17 protein-coding genes and 1 pseudogene are annotated in these 20,222 nt (G+C 71.0%); 13 read left to right on the forward strand and 5 right to left on the reverse strand.

Annotation, left to right across the window (positions count from 1 at the left end):
- The first annotated feature begins 87 nt into the window (after window positions 1-87).
- The 5 genes from yajC to OHB44_RS12770 all read left to right on the forward strand — a co-directional run bounded on the left by yajC (window position 88) and on the right by OHB44_RS12770 (window position 7,190).
- Window positions 88-444 carry a preprotein translocase subunit YajC gene (gene yajC, locus OHB44_RS12750; RefSeq protein ID WP_238683004.1) on the forward strand — a complete coding sequence of 119 codons (357 nt, stop codon included), beginning with the start codon at window positions 88-90 and terminating at the stop codon, window positions 442-444.
- 278 nt (window positions 445-722) lie between these two features.
- Complete coding sequence (secD, locus tag OHB44_RS12755; protein WP_238683005.1) at window positions 723-2,624, forward strand: protein translocase subunit SecD; 1,902 nt, start codon at window positions 723-725, stop codon at window positions 2,622-2,624.
- A gap of 1 nt (window position 2,625) precedes the next feature.
- Window positions 2,626-3,825: a protein translocase subunit SecF gene (gene secF, locus OHB44_RS12760; RefSeq protein WP_238683006.1), complete on the forward strand. Its 1,200-nt coding sequence runs from the start codon at window positions 2,626-2,628 to the stop codon at window positions 3,823-3,825.
- 78 nt (window positions 3,826-3,903) lie between these two features.
- On the forward strand, window positions 3,904-4,470 hold the full coding sequence (locus tag OHB44_RS12765) for an adenine phosphoribosyltransferase (protein WP_238683007.1): 567 nt from the start codon (window positions 3,904-3,906) through the stop codon (window positions 4,468-4,470).
- A 197-nt stretch (window positions 4,471-4,667) separates the two neighbouring features.
- Window positions 4,668-7,190: a RelA/SpoT family protein gene (locus OHB44_RS12770; protein WP_112584552.1), complete on the forward strand. Its 2,523-nt coding sequence runs from the start codon at window positions 4,668-4,670 to the stop codon at window positions 7,188-7,190.
- Window positions 7,191-7,287: 97 nt separating this feature from the next.
- Here OHB44_RS12770 and OHB44_RS12775 read toward each other — a convergent pair whose 3' ends face one another.
- Both OHB44_RS12775 and OHB44_RS12780 read right to left on the reverse strand, forming a co-directional pair.
- Window positions 7,288-8,130, reverse strand: coding sequence for a peptidylprolyl isomerase (locus OHB44_RS12775; protein WP_238683008.1), 843 nt, complete (start codon window positions 8,128-8,130; stop codon window positions 7,288-7,290).
- Window positions 8,131-8,190: 60 nt separating this feature from the next.
- Window positions 8,191-9,075 (reverse strand): peptidylprolyl isomerase, encoded by an 885-nt coding sequence (locus tag OHB44_RS12780; RefSeq protein WP_238683009.1) that lies wholly within the window; start codon window positions 9,073-9,075, stop codon window positions 8,191-8,193.
- Between the two features lie 270 nt (window positions 9,076-9,345).
- Here OHB44_RS12780 and OHB44_RS12785 point away from each other — a divergent pair, with 270 nt between their 5' ends.
- From OHB44_RS12785 to OHB44_RS12795, 3 genes are all read left to right on the forward strand, one after another.
- Window positions 9,346-10,056 carry an MBL fold metallo-hydrolase gene (locus tag OHB44_RS12785; RefSeq protein WP_030488361.1) on the forward strand — a complete coding sequence of 237 codons (711 nt, stop codon included), beginning with the start codon at window positions 9,346-9,348 and terminating at the stop codon, window positions 10,054-10,056.
- Window positions 10,057-10,128: 72 nt separating this feature from the next.
- Complete coding sequence (gene hisS / locus OHB44_RS12790) at window positions 10,129-11,457, forward strand: histidine--tRNA ligase (RefSeq protein WP_266303014.1); 1,329 nt, start codon at window positions 10,129-10,131, stop codon at window positions 11,455-11,457.
- 71 nt (window positions 11,458-11,528) lie between these two features.
- The gene (locus OHB44_RS12795) at window positions 11,529-12,470 is read left to right on the forward strand and encodes an acyl-ACP desaturase (protein ID WP_181518646.1); all 942 of its coding nucleotides are present in this window, start codon (window positions 11,529-11,531) and stop codon (window positions 12,468-12,470) included.
- Between the two features lie 144 nt (window positions 12,471-12,614).
- On the opposite strand, the gene OHB44_RS12800 is transcribed toward OHB44_RS12795, so the two are convergent.
- Window positions 12,615-13,133 carry a PaaI family thioesterase gene (locus OHB44_RS12800; RefSeq protein ID WP_266303013.1) on the reverse strand — a complete coding sequence of 173 codons (519 nt, stop codon included), beginning with the start codon at window positions 13,131-13,133 and terminating at the stop codon, window positions 12,615-12,617.
- A 55-nt stretch (window positions 13,134-13,188) separates the two neighbouring features.
- Between OHB44_RS12800 and OHB44_RS12805 the strand changes: the two genes are divergently transcribed.
- Window positions 13,189-13,665 (forward strand): winged helix-turn-helix transcriptional regulator, encoded by a 477-nt coding sequence (locus OHB44_RS12805; protein ID WP_238683012.1) that lies wholly within the window; start codon window positions 13,189-13,191, stop codon window positions 13,663-13,665.
- Window positions 13,666-14,022: 357 nt separating this feature from the next.
- Window positions 14,023-15,069: a S1 family peptidase gene (locus tag OHB44_RS12810; protein ID WP_238683013.1), complete on the forward strand. Its 1,047-nt coding sequence runs from the start codon at window positions 14,023-14,025 to the stop codon at window positions 15,067-15,069.
- A gap of 87 nt (window positions 15,070-15,156) precedes the next feature.
- Here OHB44_RS12810 and OHB44_RS12815 read toward each other — a convergent pair whose 3' ends face one another.
- Together OHB44_RS12815 and OHB44_RS12820 are read right to left on the reverse strand one after the other, a co-directional pair.
- A complete protein-coding gene (locus OHB44_RS12815; protein ID WP_330440858.1) occupies window positions 15,157-15,780 on the reverse strand; it encodes a DUF998 domain-containing protein in 624 nt (207 codons plus the stop codon).
- Window positions 15,781-15,898: 118 nt separating this feature from the next.
- Entirely contained in the window at window positions 15,899-16,633 is a 735-nt protein-coding gene (locus tag OHB44_RS12820) for a DUF998 domain-containing protein (protein ID WP_238683015.1), read from the reverse strand.
- A gap of 154 nt (window positions 16,634-16,787) precedes the next feature.
- Between OHB44_RS12820 and aspS the strand changes: the two genes are divergently transcribed.
- From aspS to OHB44_RS12835, 3 genes and pseudogenes are all read left to right on the forward strand, one after another.
- The gene (gene aspS / locus OHB44_RS12825) at window positions 16,788-18,593 is read left to right on the forward strand and encodes an aspartate--tRNA ligase (RefSeq protein WP_330440859.1); all 1,806 of its coding nucleotides are present in this window, start codon (window positions 16,788-16,790) and stop codon (window positions 18,591-18,593) included.
- 97 nt (window positions 18,594-18,690) lie between these two features.
- A pseudogene (locus OHB44_RS12830) lies at window positions 18,691-19,501 on the forward strand (SDR family oxidoreductase).
- A gap of 67 nt (window positions 19,502-19,568) precedes the next feature.
- Window positions 19,569-20,168: a helix-turn-helix domain-containing protein gene (locus OHB44_RS12835; RefSeq protein ID WP_330440860.1), complete on the forward strand. Its 600-nt coding sequence runs from the start codon at window positions 19,569-19,571 to the stop codon at window positions 20,166-20,168.
- Window positions 20,169-20,222 lie beyond the last annotated feature (54 nt).

Here is a 20,222-nt window from a genome sequence, read left to right on the forward strand (position 1 = left end):
AGGTGCAGGGTTTAGACTTCGCCGCGGTCTGTACAGGACGTGAGAATCCGCCTCCGCTCCGGCACCCCGGTGCCGGGCAGGTGGCCAATGGGAAGGTCAGTAACCGTGCAATTGGCAGCAGCGGGTGGCGGGGCCGGCGGTATCACGCCGATCCTGATGATCGCCCTGCTCTTCGGTGTCATGTACTTCATGATGATCCGGCCCCAGCAGAAGCGCCGCAAAGAGGCGGAGGCGATGCAGTCCAACCTCGGCCCTGGCGACGAGGTCGTGACCATCGGTGGGCTCTACGGCACGGTCACCGGCATCGAGGACGACACCGTCCTGATCGAGGTCGCCCCGGGCGTGCAGACCCGCTACGCCCGTCCGGCCATCGCGCGGGTGGTCACCCGCGCGGAGCTGCCGAGCGAGCCGGTCACCGAGGACGCGGACACCGTCAAGGACTGACCCCTCCCCTCGGGAGCGGCGATTGCGGCGTACGGCCGGTCGGCCGACTTCCGGGTCGTCGCGCCCGAACGGGGCAGCGGGCGAGACGTGAAAACTGGATAGTTGGGTCGACGCCGGGCGTCGGCACGTTCCCGTGACCGTCGGCGTTCCGCGCCGGGGTGCCCGGTCCTCGTGTCGGCACTCCGTCGGCTCAAGGCAGACCCCGTCGGGCAGGACCCCCGGCCCGACACCGCCGCCGCTGCGACAGCGGCGCGACCGTACAGGGAGACAGGACAGCCGTGGCACCACCTCAGGGACAGATGCGCCCCGGGCGGCAGCTCGCCGTGCTCGGGTTCATCTTCGTGGTCCTCTATCTTTTGGTGTTCTTCGCTGGCGCCAGCGGCAGCTGGAAGGACCGGCTCGAGCCCAAGCTCGGCCTGGACCTCATCGGCGGCACGCGGGTGACACTGGAGGCGACCAACAGCGTCGACGGCAAGCCCCCGACGGCGGAGAACCTCGAGGAGGCCCGCGAGATCATCGAGAGCCGGGTCAACGCGTTCGGCGTGGCCGAGGCCGAGGTGGTCACCGAGGGCAACCGCAACATCGTCATCTCCCTGCCCGGTGAGAACCGGAACCTCGACGACGTGGGCGAAGCGGCTGAGCTGCGCTTCCGCAAGGTGCTCAAGGGCGCCGACGGCAGTGGGACGGCCGCCGTGCCGCCCGCCGCCACGCCGGCCCCGTCCGGTAGCGCGACCCCGACCGGCAGCGCGACCCCGACCCCGACGGGCAGCGCCTCGCCGAAGGTGACCTCGTCGCCCAGCGGCGGTCAGGGCGGAATGGCCCCGGCGTCGCCCAGCGCCACACCGACCCCCTCCGCGTCCGCCACGGCCTCGCCGAGCGCCGCCGCGCCCAGCGCCAGCGCCGAACCGGTGCCGGCCAGTGTCGAGCAGCAGCGCAAGGTCGTCGAGCAGAAGGTCGGCGCCGCCGCGTGGCAGGCCGCCAACGGGTTGCAGGCCCCGGCCGATCTGACCGCCGACCCGTCGCTGGCCGAGAAGCTCAAGCCGTTCGGCACGCTGTCTCCGCAGGAGGTGGCGGTGCTGCCGGCGCAGATGCAGTTCAACGTGCCGACGATCGGCTGCACGCAGCTCGACCAGCGCCCCCCGGCGTCGATCTCCGACCCGAAGCAGCAGGTGGTCTCCTGCGAGGACGGCGCGTCGAAGTACCTGCTCGACCAGGCCAAGGTCGAGGGCACCGACGTGTCCGACGCCGACGCGGTGCTCGACCAGACCAACGCCTGGGTGGTCAGCCTGGACTTCACCGGCGACGGCCAGGGCAAGTGGACCTCGCTGACCCGTGAGGCGTTCAACAACGAGGGCCAGGCCTGCGACGCGACAGCGCTGGGCCAGGACGGCAAGTGCCGAGTGGCCGTCGTACTGGACAACAAGATCGTCTCCTCCCCGGAGATCCAGGGCGTGCTGACCGGCAACTCCCAGATCACCGGCACCTTCACCCAGAAGGACGCCAGCACCCTCGCCGGTCAGCTCCGCTACGGCGCACTGCCGGTGACCTTCGAGCAGCAGGAGGCGCAGAACGTCACCGCCACGCTGGGTGCCAGCCACCTGCGCGCCGGTCTGCTCGCGGCGGGCATCGGCATGCTGCTGGTCATCATCTACGCGTTCTTCTACTACCGGCTGCTCGGCTCGGTGATCTTCCTGAGCCTCATCCTCTCCGCGCTGCTGGTCTTCGGCGCGCTGGTGGTGCTCGGCCGGCAGATCGGCTTCACGCTCACCCTCGCCGGCATCGCCGGAATGATCGTCTCGCTCGGTGTGGCGGCGGACTCGTTCGTCATCTACTTCGAACGACTGAAAGACGAGATCCGGGAGGGTCGCAGCCCGCGTAGCGCGGTGCCCCGCGCCTGGATCCGGGCCCGTCGGACGATCATCTCGGCCAACGCGATCACCCTGCTCTCCGCTGTGGTGCTCTACGTGGTCTCGGTCGGCACGGTCAAGGGCTTCGCGTTCGCGCTGGGCCTGGCCACCGTGCTGGACCTGGTGGTGGTCTTCCTCTTCCGGCACCCGATCATGACGATGTTCGCCCGGACCCAGGCGTTCCTGTCCCCGCGGGTCAGCGGTCTGGGCCGGGCACTGCCGGCCCGCAACCAGCCGACTCAGCCCCGCAACCCGCGCGCCAAGGAGGCCTGAGATGGCTGAAAACGGTCTGGCGAGCCGCCTCTACAACGGCGAGGCCGGTCTCAACATCGTCGGTCGACGCAAGCTCTGGTTCGGCGTCGCCGGGCTCCTGGTCCTGATCGCGATCCTCAGCTTCTCGATCCGTGGGTTCAGCCTGGGCATCGAGTTCGCCGGCGGTAACTCGTTCCAGGTGCCGGCCAGCGTCGGCACCCTGGACGACGCCGAGCGTGAGGTCAACTCGGCCCTCGCCGCCGAGAACACCGGCGTCACGGTGGCCACCACGCAGAAGGTCGGCGGCCCGGGCGGCGACTCCTACGAGCTGCGCACGCCGCAGCTCACCGCCGAGCAGGCCACCGCGGTCAAGGCCCAGATCGCCGAGGACCTCGGCATCAGCGCCGACCAGATCAGCGACAACCAGGTCAGTGAGGCCTGGGGCAGCCAGGTGACCGAGCGTGCCGTACTCGGTCTGGTCATCTTCATCGCGCTGGTGATGGTCTACCTGATCCTGCGCTTCGAGTGGCGGATGGCAGTGGCCGCTGTCGCCTCGCTGATCACCAACCTGATCCTCACCGCCGGCATCTACTCGCTGGTCGGCTTCGAGGTCACCCCGTCGACGATCATCGGCTTCCTCACCATCCTGGGCTTCGCGCTCTACGACGTGGTGGTGGTCTTCGACAAGGTCCAGGAGAACACCCGGGGCATCACCGCCAACAACAACCAGACGTACGCCGAGGCGTCCAACCTGGCCATCAACCAGAGCCTGATGCGGTCGTTGAACACCTCGGTGGTCGCCCTGCTGCCGGTCGGCGGTCTGCTCTTCATCGGTGCCGGCCTGCTCGGCGCCGGCACGCTGAAGGACCTCGGTCTGGTGCTGTTCGTCGGTATGGCGGTGGCGTTCCTGACCTCCATCCTGGTGGCCACCCCGCTGCTGGCGCTGCTGAAGAACTACGACCCGCGGATCCAGGCGCACAACAAGCGCGTCCTGACCCGGCGGGGCGCTGTCGGCCGCGGCGAGGTCACCGGTAAGGGTGCTGCCGCGAGCCCGGTGGCCCAGGCCGACGCGACCGACGAGCCGGTCGACCAGGACGCCGCCGCGTTGGCCGGTGCCGCCCCCAAGGTGGGCGCTCGGCCGACGGGCAAGCGGCCCACCGGCGCCCGGGGCGGTCGCCCGGGTGGCGGCGGCAACCGGCCGGGTGGCGCCAAGCGGCGCTGACCCGACAGGAAACACCCGAACGGCGTCCGGCATGCTGTTGCCGGACGCCGTTCGTCGTCGAAGGAGAGCGAAACAGCCGTGACGGAGACCCACAGCACCGCAGCGCGCGGGGACAGTGGCCCGGAGGTCGCCCGACTGGTCGCCAGTCGGGTGCTGGACGTGCCCGACTTCCCCAAGCCCGGCGTCATGTTCAAGGACCTGATGCCACTGTTCGCCGACGGCAAGGTCTTCCGTGAGGTGATCGACGGGATCGTCGCGTACCACGGGCGGGACGCCTTCGACGTGGTGGTCGGCATCGAGGCGCGCGGGTTCGTCGTGGCGGCGGCCATCGCGTACGCGACCGGGGTGGGCGTGGTGCCGGTGCGGAAGGCCGGCAAGCTGCCCCGCCCGGCGCACTCGGTCTCCTACGAGCTGGAGTACGGCGAGGCCACCCTCGAAGTGCACGAGGACGCCTTCACCGCCGGGCACCGGGTCCTGGTGGTCGACGACGTGCTGGCCACCGGTGGCACCGCCGAGGCGACACTGGACCTGGTCGAGCGGGCCGGCGGCACCGTCACCGGCTTCACGGTGCTGTTGGAGCTCGGCTTTCTGGGCGGGCGCGAGCGACTGGCGCCGCGTCCCGTGCACGCCCTGTTGACCGTTTGAACCGGTCGATACTCTGCTGACCGTTTGATCCGGGACCCGTCGGATGGACCCGGCGCCGACCGTCCGGCGGAGCGGCAGGGGGCCGTCCGTGCGGGTAGCATTGCCCTTTGCTGACGCCGGCGGTATCCCGTCCGGCGAGCGAGACCAGGCCGGCCGATCTTCGGCCGGCGTGTTTCCGGCGAGCGGTGAGGAGGCCGGTGTCCCACGATGTCGTCCCTCCGGCGGAGGGCACGGTGCACCCGACAGGCGACGCTGACGGCTCGGTGACCGACCGGACAGGCGACGCGCCGGCCCGGGTGACGGGCACCGGCAACGGCTCCGGCCGGGCTCCCGGCGAGAGCGCGGTGCGTCCGACCAGCGGCCCGCCGAGCGCCGAGGCGTCCCCCGGCGCCGATGGCGTCGTGGTGCCGTTCCCGACCGACGCGGGCATCGACCCGTCGCCCAGCGGTGGCTTCGGGCTGTCCAACGCGCCCACCGGTCGGCGGGTCCGGGCCAGGCTGGCCCGGTTCAACGCGCCCTGGCAGACCTCCCAGGTCAGCGAGGTGCTGGAGCCGCTCATCGCCAGCCACCGGGACAACCACCCCAAGGCGGACGCCCGGCTGCTCCAGCGCGCCTTCGACACGGCAGCGCGGTGGCACTCCGGGCAGTACCGCAAGTCCGGTGACCCCTACATCACCCACCCACTCGCGGTGGCGACCATCCTCGGCAACCTGGGGATGGACACCACCACGCTGGTCGCCGCGCTGCTGCACGACACCATCGAGGACACCGAGTACACCCTCGACCAGATGCGGGCCGACTTCGGCGGCGAGGTCGCCCTGCTGGTCGACGGCGTCACCAAGCTCGACAAGGTCAAGCTGGGCGACGCGGCGAAGGCCGAGACGATCCGCAAGATGGTCGTGGCCATGGCCAAGGACCCGCGGGTGCTGGTGATCAAGCTGGCCGACCGGTTGCACAACATGCGCACCCTGACCTTCCTGCCCCGCCCCAAGCAGGAGCAGAAGGCCAAGGAGACGCTGGAGATCCTGGCGCCGCTGGCGCACCGGCTCGGTATGAACACGATCAAGTGGGAGCTGGAGGACCTGTCCTTCGGCACGCTCTTCCCGAAGCGCTACGAGGAGATCAACCGGCTGATCGGGGAGCACCAGCCGCAGCGTGAGGCGCTGCTGCGGCAGGTGACGCAGAAGGTGCAGACCGACCTGAAGGCCGCCAAGATCAAGGCGGAGACAACCGGGCGGCCGAAGCACCTCTACTCGATCTACCAGAAGATGATCGTGCGGGGTCGCGACTTCAACGACATCTACGACCTGGTCGGTGTGCGGATCCTGGTCGACACGGTTCGCGACTGCTACGCGGCGCTGGGGGTCATCCACGCCAACTGGCAGCCGGTGCCGGGCCGGTTCAAGGACTACATCGCGATGCCCAAGTTCAACATGTACCAGTCGTTGCACACGACTGTCATCGGGCCCACCGGCAAGCCGGTGGAGATGCAGATCCGCACGTACGCGATGCACCGCACCGCGGAGTTCGGCATCGCCGCGCACTGGAAGTACAAGGAGCACAAGGGCACTCAGATCGTCGGCCCGCCCGCGCACATCGACGAGATGACCTGGCTGCGGCAGTTGCTCGACTGGCAACGGGAGGCGGCCGACCCGAGCGAGTTCCTCGACGCGCTGCGCTTCGACCTGTCCAGCCAGGAGGTGTACGTCTTCACCCCGAAGGGTGACGTCATCCCGCTGCCGACCGGGTCGACACCCGTGGACTTCGCGTACGCGGTGCACACCGAGGTCGGGCACAAGTGCATCGGGGCGCGGGTCAACGGCAAGCTGGTGCCGCTGGAGTCGACGCTGTCCAACGGCGACGTGATCGAGATCTTCACGTCGAAGTCCGAGACGGCCGGCCCCACACAGGACTGGCTGGGCTTCGTCAAGAGCCCGCGCGCCCGGACGAAGATCCGGCAGTACTTCAACAAGGAGCGGCGCGAGGAGGCGATCGAGGCCGGCAAGGACGCGATCGTCAAGGCGATGCGCAAGCAGGGCATGCCGTTGCAGCGGATGCTCACCTCCGACGCGCTCATGTCGATCGCCCGCGACCTGCACCTGGCCGATGTGGCCTCGCTCTACGCGGCGGTCGGCGACAGCCAGGTCTCCGCGCAGTCGGTGGTGCAGAAGCTGATGGCCGCGTACGGCGGCGAGGAGGGCGCGGCGGAGGACATCGCCGAGACCGCCGTCGCCACCCGACCGCCGCGCAGCCGGCAGAGCAGCAGCGACCCGGGCGTGGTGGTCCGGGGCGTCAGCGACGTCTGGATCAAGCTGGCCCGCTGCTGCACACCGGTCCCACCGGACTCGGTGTTCGGCTTCGTCACCCGCTCCGGCGGGGTGAGCGTGCACCGCGACGACTGCGCCAACGCCGAGGACCTGCGCGCGCAGAGCGAGCGGGTCGTCGAGGTGAGTTGGAAGCTCACCTCCGCCTCGACGTTCCTGGTCGCCATCCAGGTCGAGGCCCTGGACCGGCACAAGCTGCTGGCCGACGTCACCCGGGTGCTCTCCGACGAGCGGGTCAACATCCTCTCCGCCACCGTCACCACCACCCGTGACCGGGTGGCCGTGAGCCGGTTCAGCTTCGAGATGGCCGACCCGAAGCACCTCGGCCACCTGCTGGCCACGGTTCGCAAGGTCGACGGCGTCTTCGACGCCTACCGGGTCACCTCCGGGGCCTGACACCCACCGGGTCAGATCCGCGGCTCGACGCGTACCCCGAGAACGCGACAGCGCCCGCCGGCTCAGCCGGCGGGCGCTTCGTCGTGCGCGCGGGGGGTCAGCCCTGCGGGTTGCTCATCGTGAGGTCCTTGATGATGACCTCCTTCTTCGGGTGGCCGCCGCCGGCCTGCTGGGCGAACGCCCCGTCGTCGCCGGCCTTGGCCACGTCCTTGACCAGGTCCAGGCCGCCAGTGATGGTGCCCAGCACCGTGTACGCCGGGTCCAGGGGCGAGTCGCCGTAGACGATGAAGAACTGGCTGCCGGTGCTGCCCGGCTGACCGGAGTTGGCCATCGCGATGACACCCTCCGGGTACGGCGGGCGCTTGTCGGTGGGCAGGTTCTCCTCGGGCAGGCGGTAGCTCGGGCCGCCCTGGCCGTCGGTGGGGCGCCAGCCGTTGCCGGTGGCGCTGGGGTCACCGCACTGCAACACCTTGATGCCCTCGGTCACCAGGCGGTGGCACTTGGTGTTGTCGAAGAAGTTCTTCTCCGCGAGGTGGGTGAAGCTGCCCGCCGTGCACGGCACCAGCGACCTGTCGACCTTGGCGGTGATCGGGCCGAGGTTGGTGTCGATCGTCATGGTCTGGACGCCCTTGGCGGACTGCTGGTTGCTCGGCGAACCCACGTCCTTGATCTGCGGGGGCCGCTGCTCGGTGGGCACCGCGTTGTACACGCACTCGGCCGCGCCCGCCGCCGGCGCGGCGGTGTCGCTCTTGTCGTCGTCGTCGCCGCCAAGGCTCACCGCCAGCCAGACGGTGCCGGCGACCACGAGCACCAGCGCGGCAGCCGCGCTGACGATCGCCGTCGTCTGCCGGCGCTTGCGGGCCTTGGCCGCACGCTCGGCCATCTCCTTCTCGAGCCGGGCGCGTGCCGCCGCGCGCTGCCGCTCTCTGGTGGACGTCACGCCTGGATCCTCCTGGCTGTTTGCTGCTGGGTGCCGCTTGGGGTGGGTGGTGGCGTCCGGTCAGCCGGCGCTCGGGCTGCTGGCCGGGGTGCCGGAGGCCGAGGGAGCCGGTGCCGCACCGGTGACCGGCTCACCGACCGTGAGGCTCTGGATCGTCACATCGGTGCTGGGCTTGATCTTCGCCCCGGTCCCATTGTCCACGGTCGGGAGGGCGCCGATCTTCTCCACCACGTCCAGCCCGCCGGTCACCCGGCCGATGACCGGGTACTTCGGGTCGGCGGTGGTGAAGTCCTTGAAGAAGATCAGGAACTGGCTGCCGTTGCTGCCCGGCGGGTTGGAGACCATCGTCACCGTGCCCTTCGGGTAGGTCGGGGGCTGCCCGGGGGCCGGACTGGCCGACGGCGACGCCGACGGCACGGTCGGCACCTCCTCGTCGTAGAACGAGTAGGTCGGCCCGCCAAGACCCGTGCCGCTGGGGTCGCCGCAACGCAGCGCGCCCTCGGCGGTGATCTCGTGGCACTTGGTGTTGTCGTAGAACGACCTGCTCGCCAGGTGGGCGATGCTCGCCGCCGCGCACGGAGAGTTGGTCAGGTTCAGTTCCGTGGTGATCGGAGCGCCCTGGTTGGTGGTCACCGTCATCGCCCGGGTGCCGTCGGTGGGCAGATCCTTGGTGGCCGGAGTGCCGACGTCCTTGAGATTGGTGTTTGCCGTCGCGTCCTGCGGCGTCCAGAGGCAGGTGTCCTCCGCGGCCGTGTTCTGCTTCGGGTCGGAGTCGAACGCCCCGAGCGCCCAGGCTGAGCCGGCCACTACCAACACGAGGATCAGAGCGGCGCCAACTCCGGCCTGGATCTGCCGTCGGCGCCGCGTCGAGGCGGCCCGGCGAGCCAACTGCCGGTCGAGCTTGGCCCGCGCCAGTTTGCGCTGCCGGTCCCTGCTGGAAGCCACCCGTGCTCCCCTTTCCTCTACCTGGTCGTCGCCGGCGGCCGGTCGCCCCGGCCCGTCCGGGCGTCACGTGTGCCGCGCCACACGCCCGCCAGAGTGTACGGCTAGTCACTGAGAATGTGGTGTACGAGGTCCACCCCGTTCCGAGCAGCGCTTATCGGAGGTTGTCACTGTGCCGTGCGGGACGCGTGGGACGGACGCGGCAAACTCGCTCGGCGCGCCCGATAGGCTGCTGTGCAGGACGACAGCTGCTCGACGGAAAGGACAGCGCCCGTGCTCGTGGCCGGCTTTCCCGCGGACGCCTTCGGCACCAACTGCTACGTGGTTGCCACCGCGCCGGGGGAGCAGTGCGTGGTGGTCGACCCCGGCATCGGGGTGCTCGACCAGCTCGACGCGCTGCTCGCCGAGCACCGCCTGCATCCGGCCGCCGTGCTGCTCACCCACGGCCACCTCGACCACACCTTCTCGGTCGCGCCGGTCTGCGGTGCGCGCGGCATCACCGCGTACGTGCACCCCGGTGACCGGGAGATGCTGGCCGACCCGTCCAAGGGCCTCTCGACCGATCTGACGTCGCTCTTCGGCGGCCGGTTGAGCTACACCGAGCCGGAGGACGTGGCGGAGTTGACCGACGGCGCCACCCTCACGCTCGCCGGCCTGGAGATCGCCGTCGACCATGCCCCGGGCCATACCGGCGGGTCGGTGCTGTTCCGGCTGCCGGGCGCCGGGTCGAGCTGGGAGGCTGACGAGCTGTGCCTCTCCGGTGACGTCCTCTTCGCCGGGTCGATCGGCCGCACCGACCTGCCGGGCGGGAGTATGCCGGCCATGCTCACCAGCCTGCGCGACAAGATTCTTCCGCTGGCCGACGACACCGTCGTGCTGCCCGGCCACGGCCCCAGCACCACCATCGGCCGCGAGCGCGCCAGCAACCCGTACCTCATCGAGGTGGCTGGCACGTCGCCGGCCGCTCCCACCCGGGGCCTCTAGATCTTCCGTCCGCGCCGCGCGCGGACCCACGACACCACCGCGCCACGGCGCGGCACCGCAAGGAGTACGCCGATGAGCAAGCCCACGCCCATCTCCGGCTTCCCGGAGTGGACCCCCGGCCAGCGGATGATCGAGCAGTTCGTGCTCGACAAGATCCGGGCCACCTTCGAGCTGTACGGTTTCGCGCCGCTGGAGACCCGCGCCGTGGAGCCGCTGGACCAGCTGCTGCGCAAGGGCGAGACCTCGAAGGAGGTCTACGTGATCCGGCGGCTGCACGCCGACGCCGAGGGTGCCGGTGGTGACGACCAGCTCGGCCTGCACTTCGACCTGACAGTGCCGTTCGCCCGGTACGTGTTGGAGAACGCCGGCAAGCTGAGCTTCCCGTTCCGCCGCTACCAGATCCAGAAGGTGTGGCGGGGCGAGCGGCCGCAGGAGGGCCGTTACCGGGAGTTCGTCCAGGCCGACATCGACATCGTCGACCGGGACACCCTGGCCGCGCACCACGAGGCGGAGATGCCGCTGGTCATCGGGGACGCGCTGCGCTCGTTGCCGATCCCACCGGTGACGATCCAGGTCAACAACCGCAAGATCTGCGAGGGCTTCTACCGGGGCATCGGGCTGACCGACCCGGAGGCGGCGCTGCGGGCCGTCGACAAGCTCGACAAGATCGGCCCGGCGAAGGTGGCCGAGTTGCTGGCCCAGACCGCCGGGGCGAGCGAGGCGCAGGCCAAGGCGTGCCTGGCGTTGGCCGAGATCTCCGCCCCGGACGCCTCGTTCGCCGACGCCGTCCGGGCGCTCGGGGTGAGCGACCCGCTGCTCGACGAGGGCATCGAGGAACTGGTCCGGGTGGTGGACACCGCCGCGGAGCACTCGCCCGGCCTCTGCGTGGCGGACCTGCGCATCGCCCGTGGGCTGGATTACTACACGGGCACCGTCTACGAGACCCAACTGCGCGGCTACGAGCGCTTCGGCTCGATCTGCTCCGGCGGCCGGTACGACAACCTGGCCAGCGCCGGCGCCGTCTCGTACCCGGGGGTGGGGATCTCGATCGGCGTGACCCGGCTGCTCGGGCTGCTCTTCGGGGCGGGGGAGCTGTCGGTCTCGCGGGAGGTGCCGACCGCCGTGCTCGTCGCGGTGACCAGCGAGGAGCACCGCACTGCCAGCAACCGGGTGGCCGAGGCGCTGCGGCGGCGCGGGGTGCCGACCGAGGTGTCGCCGAGCGCGGCGAAGTTCGGCAAGCAGATCCGCTACGCCGAGCGGCGCGGCATCCCGTACGTCTGGTTCCCCGGTGCCGACGGAGCGCCGGACGAGGTGAAGGACATCCGCTCCGGTGAGCAGGTCACGGCCGGTGCGGGGGAGTGGACGCCACCCCTGGGAGACCTCAAACCCACTGTCGGTTGAGTGTCCCCACTGGCGCTGACGGCCGCGGGGACCTACGGTAGCGTAAGTTACGCCACCGTAGGGAGTTTCTCGTGACCGTCAGCACCACAGTGAGCCAGACCGCGCTGCTCGTCGAGTTGGAGCCGGTTGTCGCACGCAACCTGGACCGCCACCTCTCGCTCGCCAAGGAGTGGTTCCCGCACGAGTACGTGCCGTGGAGCGAGGGGCGGACCTTCGACGGGCCGCTCGGCGGCGAGGCGTGGTCACCGACCGACTCCACCATCCCGGACGTGGCCCGCACCGCGCTGATCGTGAACCTGCTGACCGAGGACAATCTGCCCTCGTACCACCACGAGATCGCCACCCTGTTCGGTCGCGACGGCGCGTGGGGCACCTGGGTGCACCGGTGGACCGCCGAGGAGGGTCGGCACGGCGTCGCGATCCGCGACTACCTGACCGTCAGCCGGGCTGTCGACCCGGTGGCGTTGGAGCGGGCCCGGATGACGCACATGTCGGAGGGCTACACCAACGCCCACGGCGACGAGGTGCTGCACTCGCTGGCGTACGTCTCGTTCCAGGAGTTGGCCACCCGGATCTCGCACCGCAACACCGGCAAGGCCACCGGCGACCCCACCTGCGAGGCGCTGCTGGCCCGGGTGGCCGCCGACGAGAACCTGCACATGGTCTTCTACCGCAACCTGCTCGCGGCCGCGTTCGAGCTGGCTCCGAGCCAGGCCATGCGGGCCGTCGCCGACGTGGTGGCCGACTTCCAGATGCCCGGCAGCGGCATCGACGGGTTCGCCCGCAAGTCGGTGGCGATCGCCCTGGCCGGCATCTACGACCTGCGCCAGCACCGCGACGAGGTGCTGCAGCCGGTCCTGCGTCAGTGGGACGTCTTCAACGTGACCGGCCTCAACGCCGACGGCGAGGCCGCCCGCGAGCAACTCGCCGCCCAGCTGGAGAACCTGGACCGCGCCGCGAGCCGCTTCGAGGAGAAGCGCGACGCCCGAGCCGCCCGCCTAGCCCTCCGCTAACCCACCCTGCGCTCCGTCACCCTCACCCTCACCCCACCCTCACCTTGTCGATCATGAAGTTATTGCCACTCGCGTCGGCGTGTCGGGGCAATAACTTCATGATCAACCCAGAGGGGCGGGGCGGGGGCGGGGCGGGAGTCGGGGTTAGGGGAGGGGTGGGGGGAGGGGGAACAGGAGGCAGGTGCTGGTGGCGTGGGCTATCAGGCGGTCGGTGGTGTCGGTGATGCGGGCCTCGGCCAGCGCCGTACGGCGGCCGCGTTGCAGCACCGTCCCCTCGCAGCGCAGGGTGCCGCTGTCGACGGTGACCGGGCGGAGGAACTTCACGTTGAGGTCCAGCGAGGTGTAGCCGACGCCGGCGGGCAGCGTGGTGTGCACGGCGCACCCCGCGGCGGTGTCCAGCACTGTCGAGAGCACGCCACCGTGGACGCTGCCGAGCGGGTTGTAGTGGAACTCCTGTGGAGTCAGCTCGACGACGACCCGGCCCTCGTCGGCTTCCATCCTGCTCATGTCGAGAAGGTGCATCACCGGCGGCGCGGCAAGCTCGCCGGCGATCATCGCCCGGAGCATGTCCAGGCCGCTGCGTCGACCGACCTGGGCGGCGTTGACCGACGGGTCCGCCCAGGTGAAGGTACGGCTGCGCACTGGTTCCTGCGTCTGCGTCATGGACGCAGCCTGGCAGCAGGTTGCTGAGTCTGTCAACGAGATCTAGCCTGGTCGGATGCGACCCGCGGCTCTGGACTGGTCAGTGGAGAACTGCACCATCGCCCGCGCGATGGAGATCCTCGGTGAGCGGTGGACCCTGGTGGTGCTCCGCGAGGTGTTCACCGGCGTACGCCGCTTCGACGACATGCGGGTGCGCACCGGTATTCCGCGCCAGGTGCTGACCAACCGGCTCGCCAGCCTGGTGGAGCAGGGAGTGCTGAGTCGCGCGCCGTACCGGGAGCCCGGCAGTCGGCTGCGCCACGAGTACCGGCTCACGGAGAAGGGCTTGGATCTGTGGCCGGTGCTGGTCGCCGTCCTCGGTTGGGGTGACCGGTACCTCGCCGACGCGGAGGGCCCGCCGCTCAGTGTCACGCACCGCGACTGCGGCGCGGAGGTGCGCGCCGAACTGCGCTGCGCCGACGGGCACGACGTGGGTCGGCCCCGCGACGTGGTGCCCAGTCCGGGCCCCGGCGCCCGTCGCCGTACCTCCTGATCCGAGCCCGCCGCACTCCCTGACGCGCGGCGGCCGCCGCACGCTCCGGCCCGGCCGTGCCCTTCGGCGCGCGGCGGTACACCCGACACCCGGACCGGGAAGACATCGATGACCGTGCGCGTCGAAAGTGTGGCGGGTGTCGGTTGGGTGTGACGGTGGCTGTTCACCAGCGTGTCGGGGGTGTTGCGGCCGTGCGACCAACCGACATCGGTGAATCCGGGCGAATCCAAGCCTTGTTAATGATCTTAAGTATGTGAATACTTCAGTTTCACCAGGCCGGTTTCCCCAGATCGGCCGGGTTGCCCTCGGGTCAGCCGCCCCCGGCAGACCCGCTCCCCCGCCCAGGAGGTTTGTTACATGCGACCCACGAGGTCCTCATTCCGCGTTGCGGCCACAGTCGCCGTTTCCGGAACCCTGGTTGTCGGCTCGCTCATCGGCGCGCCGGCTCAGGCCGCTCCCGCCGCGTCGCCCGACAGCGCCGCCGCGATCTCCGCGGAACTCGGCGACCGCTCCGCCGGCTCGTACATCGACGCCAGCGGCAAATCCGTCGTCACCGTGACCGACGCGGCCGCCGCCAGCAAGGCGAGCAAGGCCGGCGCCGTCGTCCGCTACGTCACCCGCGGCGCCGCCGAGCTCAACCGGGCCACGGCCGAGCTGGAGCGCTCCGCCAAGATCCCGGGCACCGCCTGGTGGAGCGACCCGGTCACCAACCAGGTCGTCGTCTCCGTCGACAGCACCGTCACCGGCGCCAAGCTGGAGCGGGTCAAGGCCGCCGCCGCGCGGGCCAACGGAGCGGTCCGGGTCGAGGCCGAGGCGGGCGTGCTGAGCACCCGGATCTCCGGCGGCCAGGCCATCTACGCCGGCGGGGGCGGGCGTTGCTCGCTCGGCTTCAACGTGCGCAGTGGCAGCACCTACTACTTCCTGACGGCCGGGCACTGCACCAACATCTCGGCCAGCTGGTACTCGAACTCCGCCCAGACCTCGCTGCTCGGCTCCCGTACCGGCACCAGCTTCCCGGGCAACGACTACGGCATCGTGCGGCACAACAACTCGGCCAACGCCGCCGGTAACGTCTCCCTCTACAACGGCAGCTTCCGGGACATCACCGGCGCCGGCAACGCCTCCGTGGGCCAGTCGGTGCAGCGCTCCGGCAGCACCACCGGCCTGCGCAGCGGCTCGGTGAACGCGACCAACGCCACTGTGAACTACGCCGAGGGCTCGGTCTCCGGTCTGATCCGCACCAACGTCTGCGCCGAGCCGGGCGACAGCGGCGGCTCGCTGTTCGCCGGCGGCACCGCCCTGGGTCTGACCTCCGGTGGTAGCGGCAACTGCCGCACCGGTGGCACGACCTTCTTCCAGCCGGTCACCGAGGCGCTCAGCCGCTACGGCGTCAGCGTCTTCTGATCCACGCACCGCTCGCGGGCCGCCGGAACTCTCCGGCGGCCCGCGTCGTGTTGACAGCCGCCGGACACCGAGCGAACGCGACGACGCTCAGCCGGGCCCGGACGATAACGGTCGCCGCCGGGAGGCCAGCACGGCAGCCAGCGGTACGCCCGCCTCGGCGGCCGCCGCCAGCCGCTCGGTCAGCCCGATCCACGCCCCGCCTGTGAAGAACTCGACGGCGAACCAGCCGACCAGCGCGAGGAGGGCCACCGCCGCCGCGAGTGCCAGCCGGCGTACGAAAGCCGGCGGGTGGCGGTGCTCCCGGTCGAGGGACGGCCTCGCGCGACGGGGCACCGCCAGGGCCGGCCAGACCGCCAACGCTCCGAACGCCACACCGGCGGCCACGGCGTGTGTCGTCGAGTCACCGGTCGGGCGCTGCGGGAACGCGACCAGGACCAGGGTCGCCAGCCCGCCCAGCGCGAGTAGCGCTCGGCCCGACGGCGCGGCGCTGACCAGGCCGAGCGCGGTCGTCAGGTGACAGAGGCCCAGGCCGGCCAGCCCGACCGTCATGATCCAGCGATGGTCCGCACCCGTGGCGGCGAGCGCGCTGATGGTCTGCCGCACTGGGTCGAATCCGTCGGACTGGGCCGCCTGCGCCACTGTCCACCCGCCGACGAGGAACAGGGGTGCGCCACCGGCCGACAGCAGGGCCCAACGGGGAACGGCAGACATCGGGCGATCGTAACGATCCGGCCGGCGTGGTTTGCGGGCCGCGTGTTCGGGCGGACCGGCCGACGGTGCGGACGCCGGAGCGGGCGAGGGAGACGAGGAGTTCAGGTGGGACGACGACTCACGGCAGCAGGTCGGGGCGTCCGGGTGTTGGCCCGCTCGGTGGTCCGAGCGGGTCCGGGGGTACGACGCCGATGGTCGGCAGGTCCGGGCCGACGCGTACGGTGCCGCCGGTCGACCAGGCGAGGTGCGCCCGCCGGGCGGAGAGGACAGCCAACAGCGGCCACAGGGAGACGGCCACCGCCGTCACCCGCTCGGCCAGCCCGGTGCGGGACCCACTGGTCACCTCGAACGCGCACCAGCCGAAGAGCGCGAGCAGCACGAGCGTGGCGCTCAGCCCGACCGCCCGTCGGAACGCCCAGGGCGGCTCCGGTCGGGTGGGGTGCTCGGTGTCGTGACCGCGCGGCAGTCGCAGTGCCGAGCCGGCCGGCCAGAGCACCAGGGCGAGGACGGCCACCGTCGCCGCGACGCCGTGGCTGAGCGAACCGCCGACCGGCGGCCGGGGAAAGGCGACCAGCGCGATGGTGGCCACGCCACCGATCGCGAGCAGGAAGCGGCTGGGAAGCCCGGCCGCGTGCAGGACGGCGGCGACCGACAGGTAACAGCAGCCGAGCAGCACCAGGGCCACCACCATGATCCAGGCGTCGGTGGCGTCCTGTCCTGCCAGCTCGCTGATGGTGTCCCGGACCGGGTCGTACCCGACGGGCTGTCGGGACTCCGCCACCGTCCAACCGGCCACCAGCAGCACGGGCGCCGCCGCCGCCGTGGCGACGGCCCAGTTCGGTACGGGCCGCATTTCGCCACGTTAACCGGCGCGGCCGCCGGGGGAGTCGGGTTCGCCGGTCCACCCCACCAGCGAATCGTGCCGGCCTGCCGGGTGCCCGGAGGCGGGGCGGTCACCCCTGACAGAATGCGGGTGAGGACTGTTCCACGATGAGGAGTTGCCAGCCGTGATCCGTACCCACAATGCCGGAAGCCTGCGCGCCGCGGACGCCGGCTCGACGGTGACGCTCGCCGGCTGGGTGGCCCGCCGCCGCGACCACGGCGGGGTCATCTTCGTCGACCTGCGCGACGGTTCCGGTGTTGTCCAGGTGGTGTTCCGCGAGGAAGATGCGCACGCGCTGCGCAACGAGTTCTGCGTGAAGGTCGTCGGCGAGGTGACCCGCCGCCCGGCCGGCAACGAGAACCCGGAGCTGCCCACCGGCGAGGTCGAGGTGACAGTCGTCGAGCTGGAGGTGCTCTCCGAGGCGGCGCCGCTGCCGCTGCCGGTGGACGACCAGATCGAGGCCGGCGACGACATCCGACTCCGGTACCGCTACCTGGACCTGCGCCGCAGCGGCCCGGCGAACGCGCTGCGGCTGCGCTCGCGCGCCAGCCAGCTCGCCCGGGGTGTGCTGCACGAGCGGGACTTCCTGGAGATCGAGACGCCGACGCTGACCCGCTCGACGCCGGAGGGCGCCCGCGACTTCCTGGTGCCGGTGCGGCTTCAGCCCGGCAGCTGGTACGCGCTGCCGCAGTCGCCGCAGCTGTTCAAGCAGCTGCTGATGGTCGGCGGCATGGAGCGGTACTACCAGATCGCCCGCTGCTACCGCGACGAGGACTTCCGCGCCGACCGGCAGCCGGAGTTCACCCAGCTCGACATCGAGATGTCGTTCGTCACCGAGGACGACGTGATCGACCTCGGTGAGGCGATCGTCTCGACGCTGTGGAAGGACCTGGCCGGGCACGAGATCTCCGGGCCGATCCCACGGATCACCTGGCACGACGCGATGGCCCGGTACGGCTCGGACAAGCCGGACCTGCGGTACGGCGTCGAGTTGACCGAGCTGACCGAGTACCTGCGCGGCACCGAGTTCCGGGTCTTCGCCGGGGCGATCGACGCGGGCGGCTACGTCGGCGCTGTGGTGATGCCGGGCGGCGCGGCGCAGAGCCGCAAGGAGCTGGACGGCTGGCAGGACTGGGCGAAGGCGCGTGGCGCGCGCGGCCTGGCGTACGTGGTGCTGGACGCCGAGACCGGCGAGGCGCGCGGCCCGGTGGCGAAGAATCTCTCCGCCGAGCACCTGGGCGGGCTGGCCGACGCGGTCGGCGCCAAGCCGGGTGACGCGGTCTTCTTCGCCGCGAGCGCCACCAGCCGCGAGGCGCAGGAGCTGCTCGGGGCGGCCCGCGTCGAGATCGCCAAGCGGTCCGGCCTGATCGACGAGAGCGCCTGGGCGTTCTGCTGGGTGGTCGACGCGCCGATGTTCGAGCGCACGGACGAGGGCGGTTGGACGGCCGTGCACCACCCGTTCACCTCGCCGAATTCGGAGTGGGTCGACCGGTTCGAGGAGGCTCCGGACCGGGCCCTGGCGTACGCGTACGACATCGTCTGCAACGGCAACGAGATCGGCGGCGGGTCGATCCGTATCCACCGGGGTGACGTGCAGAAGCGGGTCTTCGACCTGCTCGGCATCACCCCGGAGGAGGCGCAGGACAAGTTCGGCTTCCTGCTGGAGGCGTTCAAGTACGGCGCCCCGCCGCACGGCGGCATCGCCTTCGGCTGGGACCGGGTCTGCATGCTGCTCGCCGGTGCCGACTCGATCCGTGAGGTCATCGCCTTCCCGAAGACCCGGGGTGGCTTCGACCCGCTGACCAGCGCACCCACCCCGATCACCGCCCAGCAGCGCACCGAGGCCGGCATCGACGCCAAGCCCAAGCCCGCCGCAACGGCCCACACCGGAACGGCCGGCCCCGCCGCCCCGGTGGCAGACCCGGTCTGACCCGCCCGCTCCTGCTTGGTTGATCAAGAGGTTTGCGTCATCATCGCCCCGCGAGATGACGCAAACCTCTTGATCGTCAGTGGGGGAGTGGGCGGGGATGCGGGTGCTTGTTGTCGGGGGTAGTGGGCTACTCGGGCGGTCGGTCTGTCGGCGGGGCCTCGGGGCCGGGTGGTCGGTTGTGGGGACGTTCCACTCCGGTGAGATCGCCGTGCCGGGGGTCGCGGCGCGCCGGCTGGACGTGACCGACCGGTCCGCCGTGCGCGCGCTGGTCGCCGAGGTGCGGCCGGACGCCGTGGTCGGGACCCCCTATCGGTACGGGGACTGGGCGGTCACCGCCGACGGGGCGGCGCACGTGGCGCTCGCCGCCGCCGAGGTGGGTGCCCGGCTGGTGCACGTGTCCAGCGACGCGCTGCACGCCGGACGACCCGTGCCGTACGCCGACGACGAACCACCCACGCCGGTGCACGCCTACGGTGCCGCGAAGGCGGCGGCCGAGACCGCCGTACGGGCGATCGACCCGGGCGCCGCGCTGGTGCGGACCTCCCTGATCGTGGGGGAGGGCAGTAAGCAGATCCAGCTCTGCCGGGACGCCCTCGCCGGCCGGGCCACCCTGTTCAGCGACGAACTGCGCTGCCCGATCGACGTCACCGACCTGGCTGACCCGTGCTGGAGCTGGTCGCCTCGACGTACGCCGGTGTGCTCAACGTGGCCGGCCCGGACGCGTCAGCCGTGCCGAGCTGGGGCTGCTGGTCGCCGAGCGGTACGGCCTGGACCCGGCCGGGTTGAGGACCACCACCAGCGCGGCCACCGGTCTGGTCCGTCCCCTGGACGTACGCCTGGATTCCGCGCGCGCCGCCGCCCTGCTGCGCACCCGGCTGCGCGGGGTACGCGAACTCCTCGCCCACTGAACGACGCATGCACACTTCTTGTGCATAACTCTTGTGCACAAGAAGTGTGCAGAGATAGTGTGCAGTCATGGAGACCCCTTCACCCAGCGGTCCGGTCGAACCGCGCCGGGTCCATCTGGACAACAAGCAGGTCCGCACACTGGCCCACCCGCTGCGGATGAGACTGCTCGGTTCTCTTCGGGTCGACGGCCCAGCGACCGCCACCGCCCTGGCCGAGAAGCTCGGCACCAACACCGGCGCCACGAGTTACCACCTGCGGCAGCTCGCCGAGGTGGGGCTCGTGACCGAGGACCCCGACCGGGGCACCAGCCGACAGCGCTGGTGGCAGGCGGCACACGACATCAGCGACTTCGAGCCCACCGACTTCGACGACGATCCGGACGCCCGCGCAGCCGTGCAGTGGATCCAAGCCGACCAGGTGCGGGTGATGGCCGACCTGGCCGAACGGTGGCTGGCCGTCGAGCACCACCATTCCCAGGAGTGGCGGGACGCAGCCGGCATGAGTGACCTGGTGCTGCCGCTCGATCCGGCCCGGCTGAGGGCCCTCAACGACGAGCTGTGGACGGTGCTGATGCGCTACCGCGACGAAGCCGTGACCGATGCCCCGGACGTCAAACCCGTGCACGTGTTCCTGGCCGGCATCCCGCGTCTGGACGAGCGCTGGTGAGCGCGAGGAGTGAGCCGGGTTTGCGAGCCCCGCAGTCGCGAACGGAGGTGTCGT

It is taken from the genome of Micromonospora sp. NBC_00821, assembly GCF_036347035.1.
Taxonomy (GTDB): domain Bacteria; phylum Actinomycetota; class Actinomycetes; order Mycobacteriales; family Micromonosporaceae; genus Micromonospora; species Micromonospora hortensis.

Bases quoted from the DNA above. Each gene is read 5' to 3' on its own strand.
- OHB44_RS12820 (WP_238683015.1), bottom strand. From the start codon at position 16,633: ATGCGGCCCGTACCGAACTGGGCCGTCGCCACGGCGGCGGCGGCGCCC.
- OHB44_RS12800 (WP_266303013.1), bottom strand. From the start codon at position 13,133: ATGACGCAGACGCAGGAACCAGTGCGCAGCCGTACCTTCACCTGGGCG.
- yajC (WP_238683004.1), top strand. From the start codon at position 88: ATGGGAAGGTCAGTAACCGTGCAATTGGCAGCAGCGGGTGGCGGGGCC.
- hisS (WP_266303014.1), top strand. From the start codon at position 10,129: ATGAGCAAGCCCACGCCCATCTCCGGCTTCCCGGAGTGGACCCCCGGC.
- OHB44_RS12835 (WP_330440860.1), top strand. From the start codon at position 19,569: ATGGAGACCCCTTCACCCAGCGGTCCGGTCGAACCGCGCCGGGTCCAT.
- OHB44_RS12815 (WP_330440858.1), bottom strand. From the start codon at position 15,780: ATGTCTGCCGTTCCCCGTTGGGCCCTGCTGTCGGCCGGTGGCGCACCC.
- OHB44_RS12805 (WP_238683012.1), top strand. From the start codon at position 13,189: ATGCGACCCGCGGCTCTGGACTGGTCAGTGGAGAACTGCACCATCGCC.
- secF (WP_238683006.1), top strand. From the start codon at position 2,626: ATGGCTGAAAACGGTCTGGCGAGCCGCCTCTACAACGGCGAGGCCGGT.
- OHB44_RS12810 (WP_238683013.1), top strand. From the start codon at position 14,023: ATGCGACCCACGAGGTCCTCATTCCGCGTTGCGGCCACAGTCGCCGTT.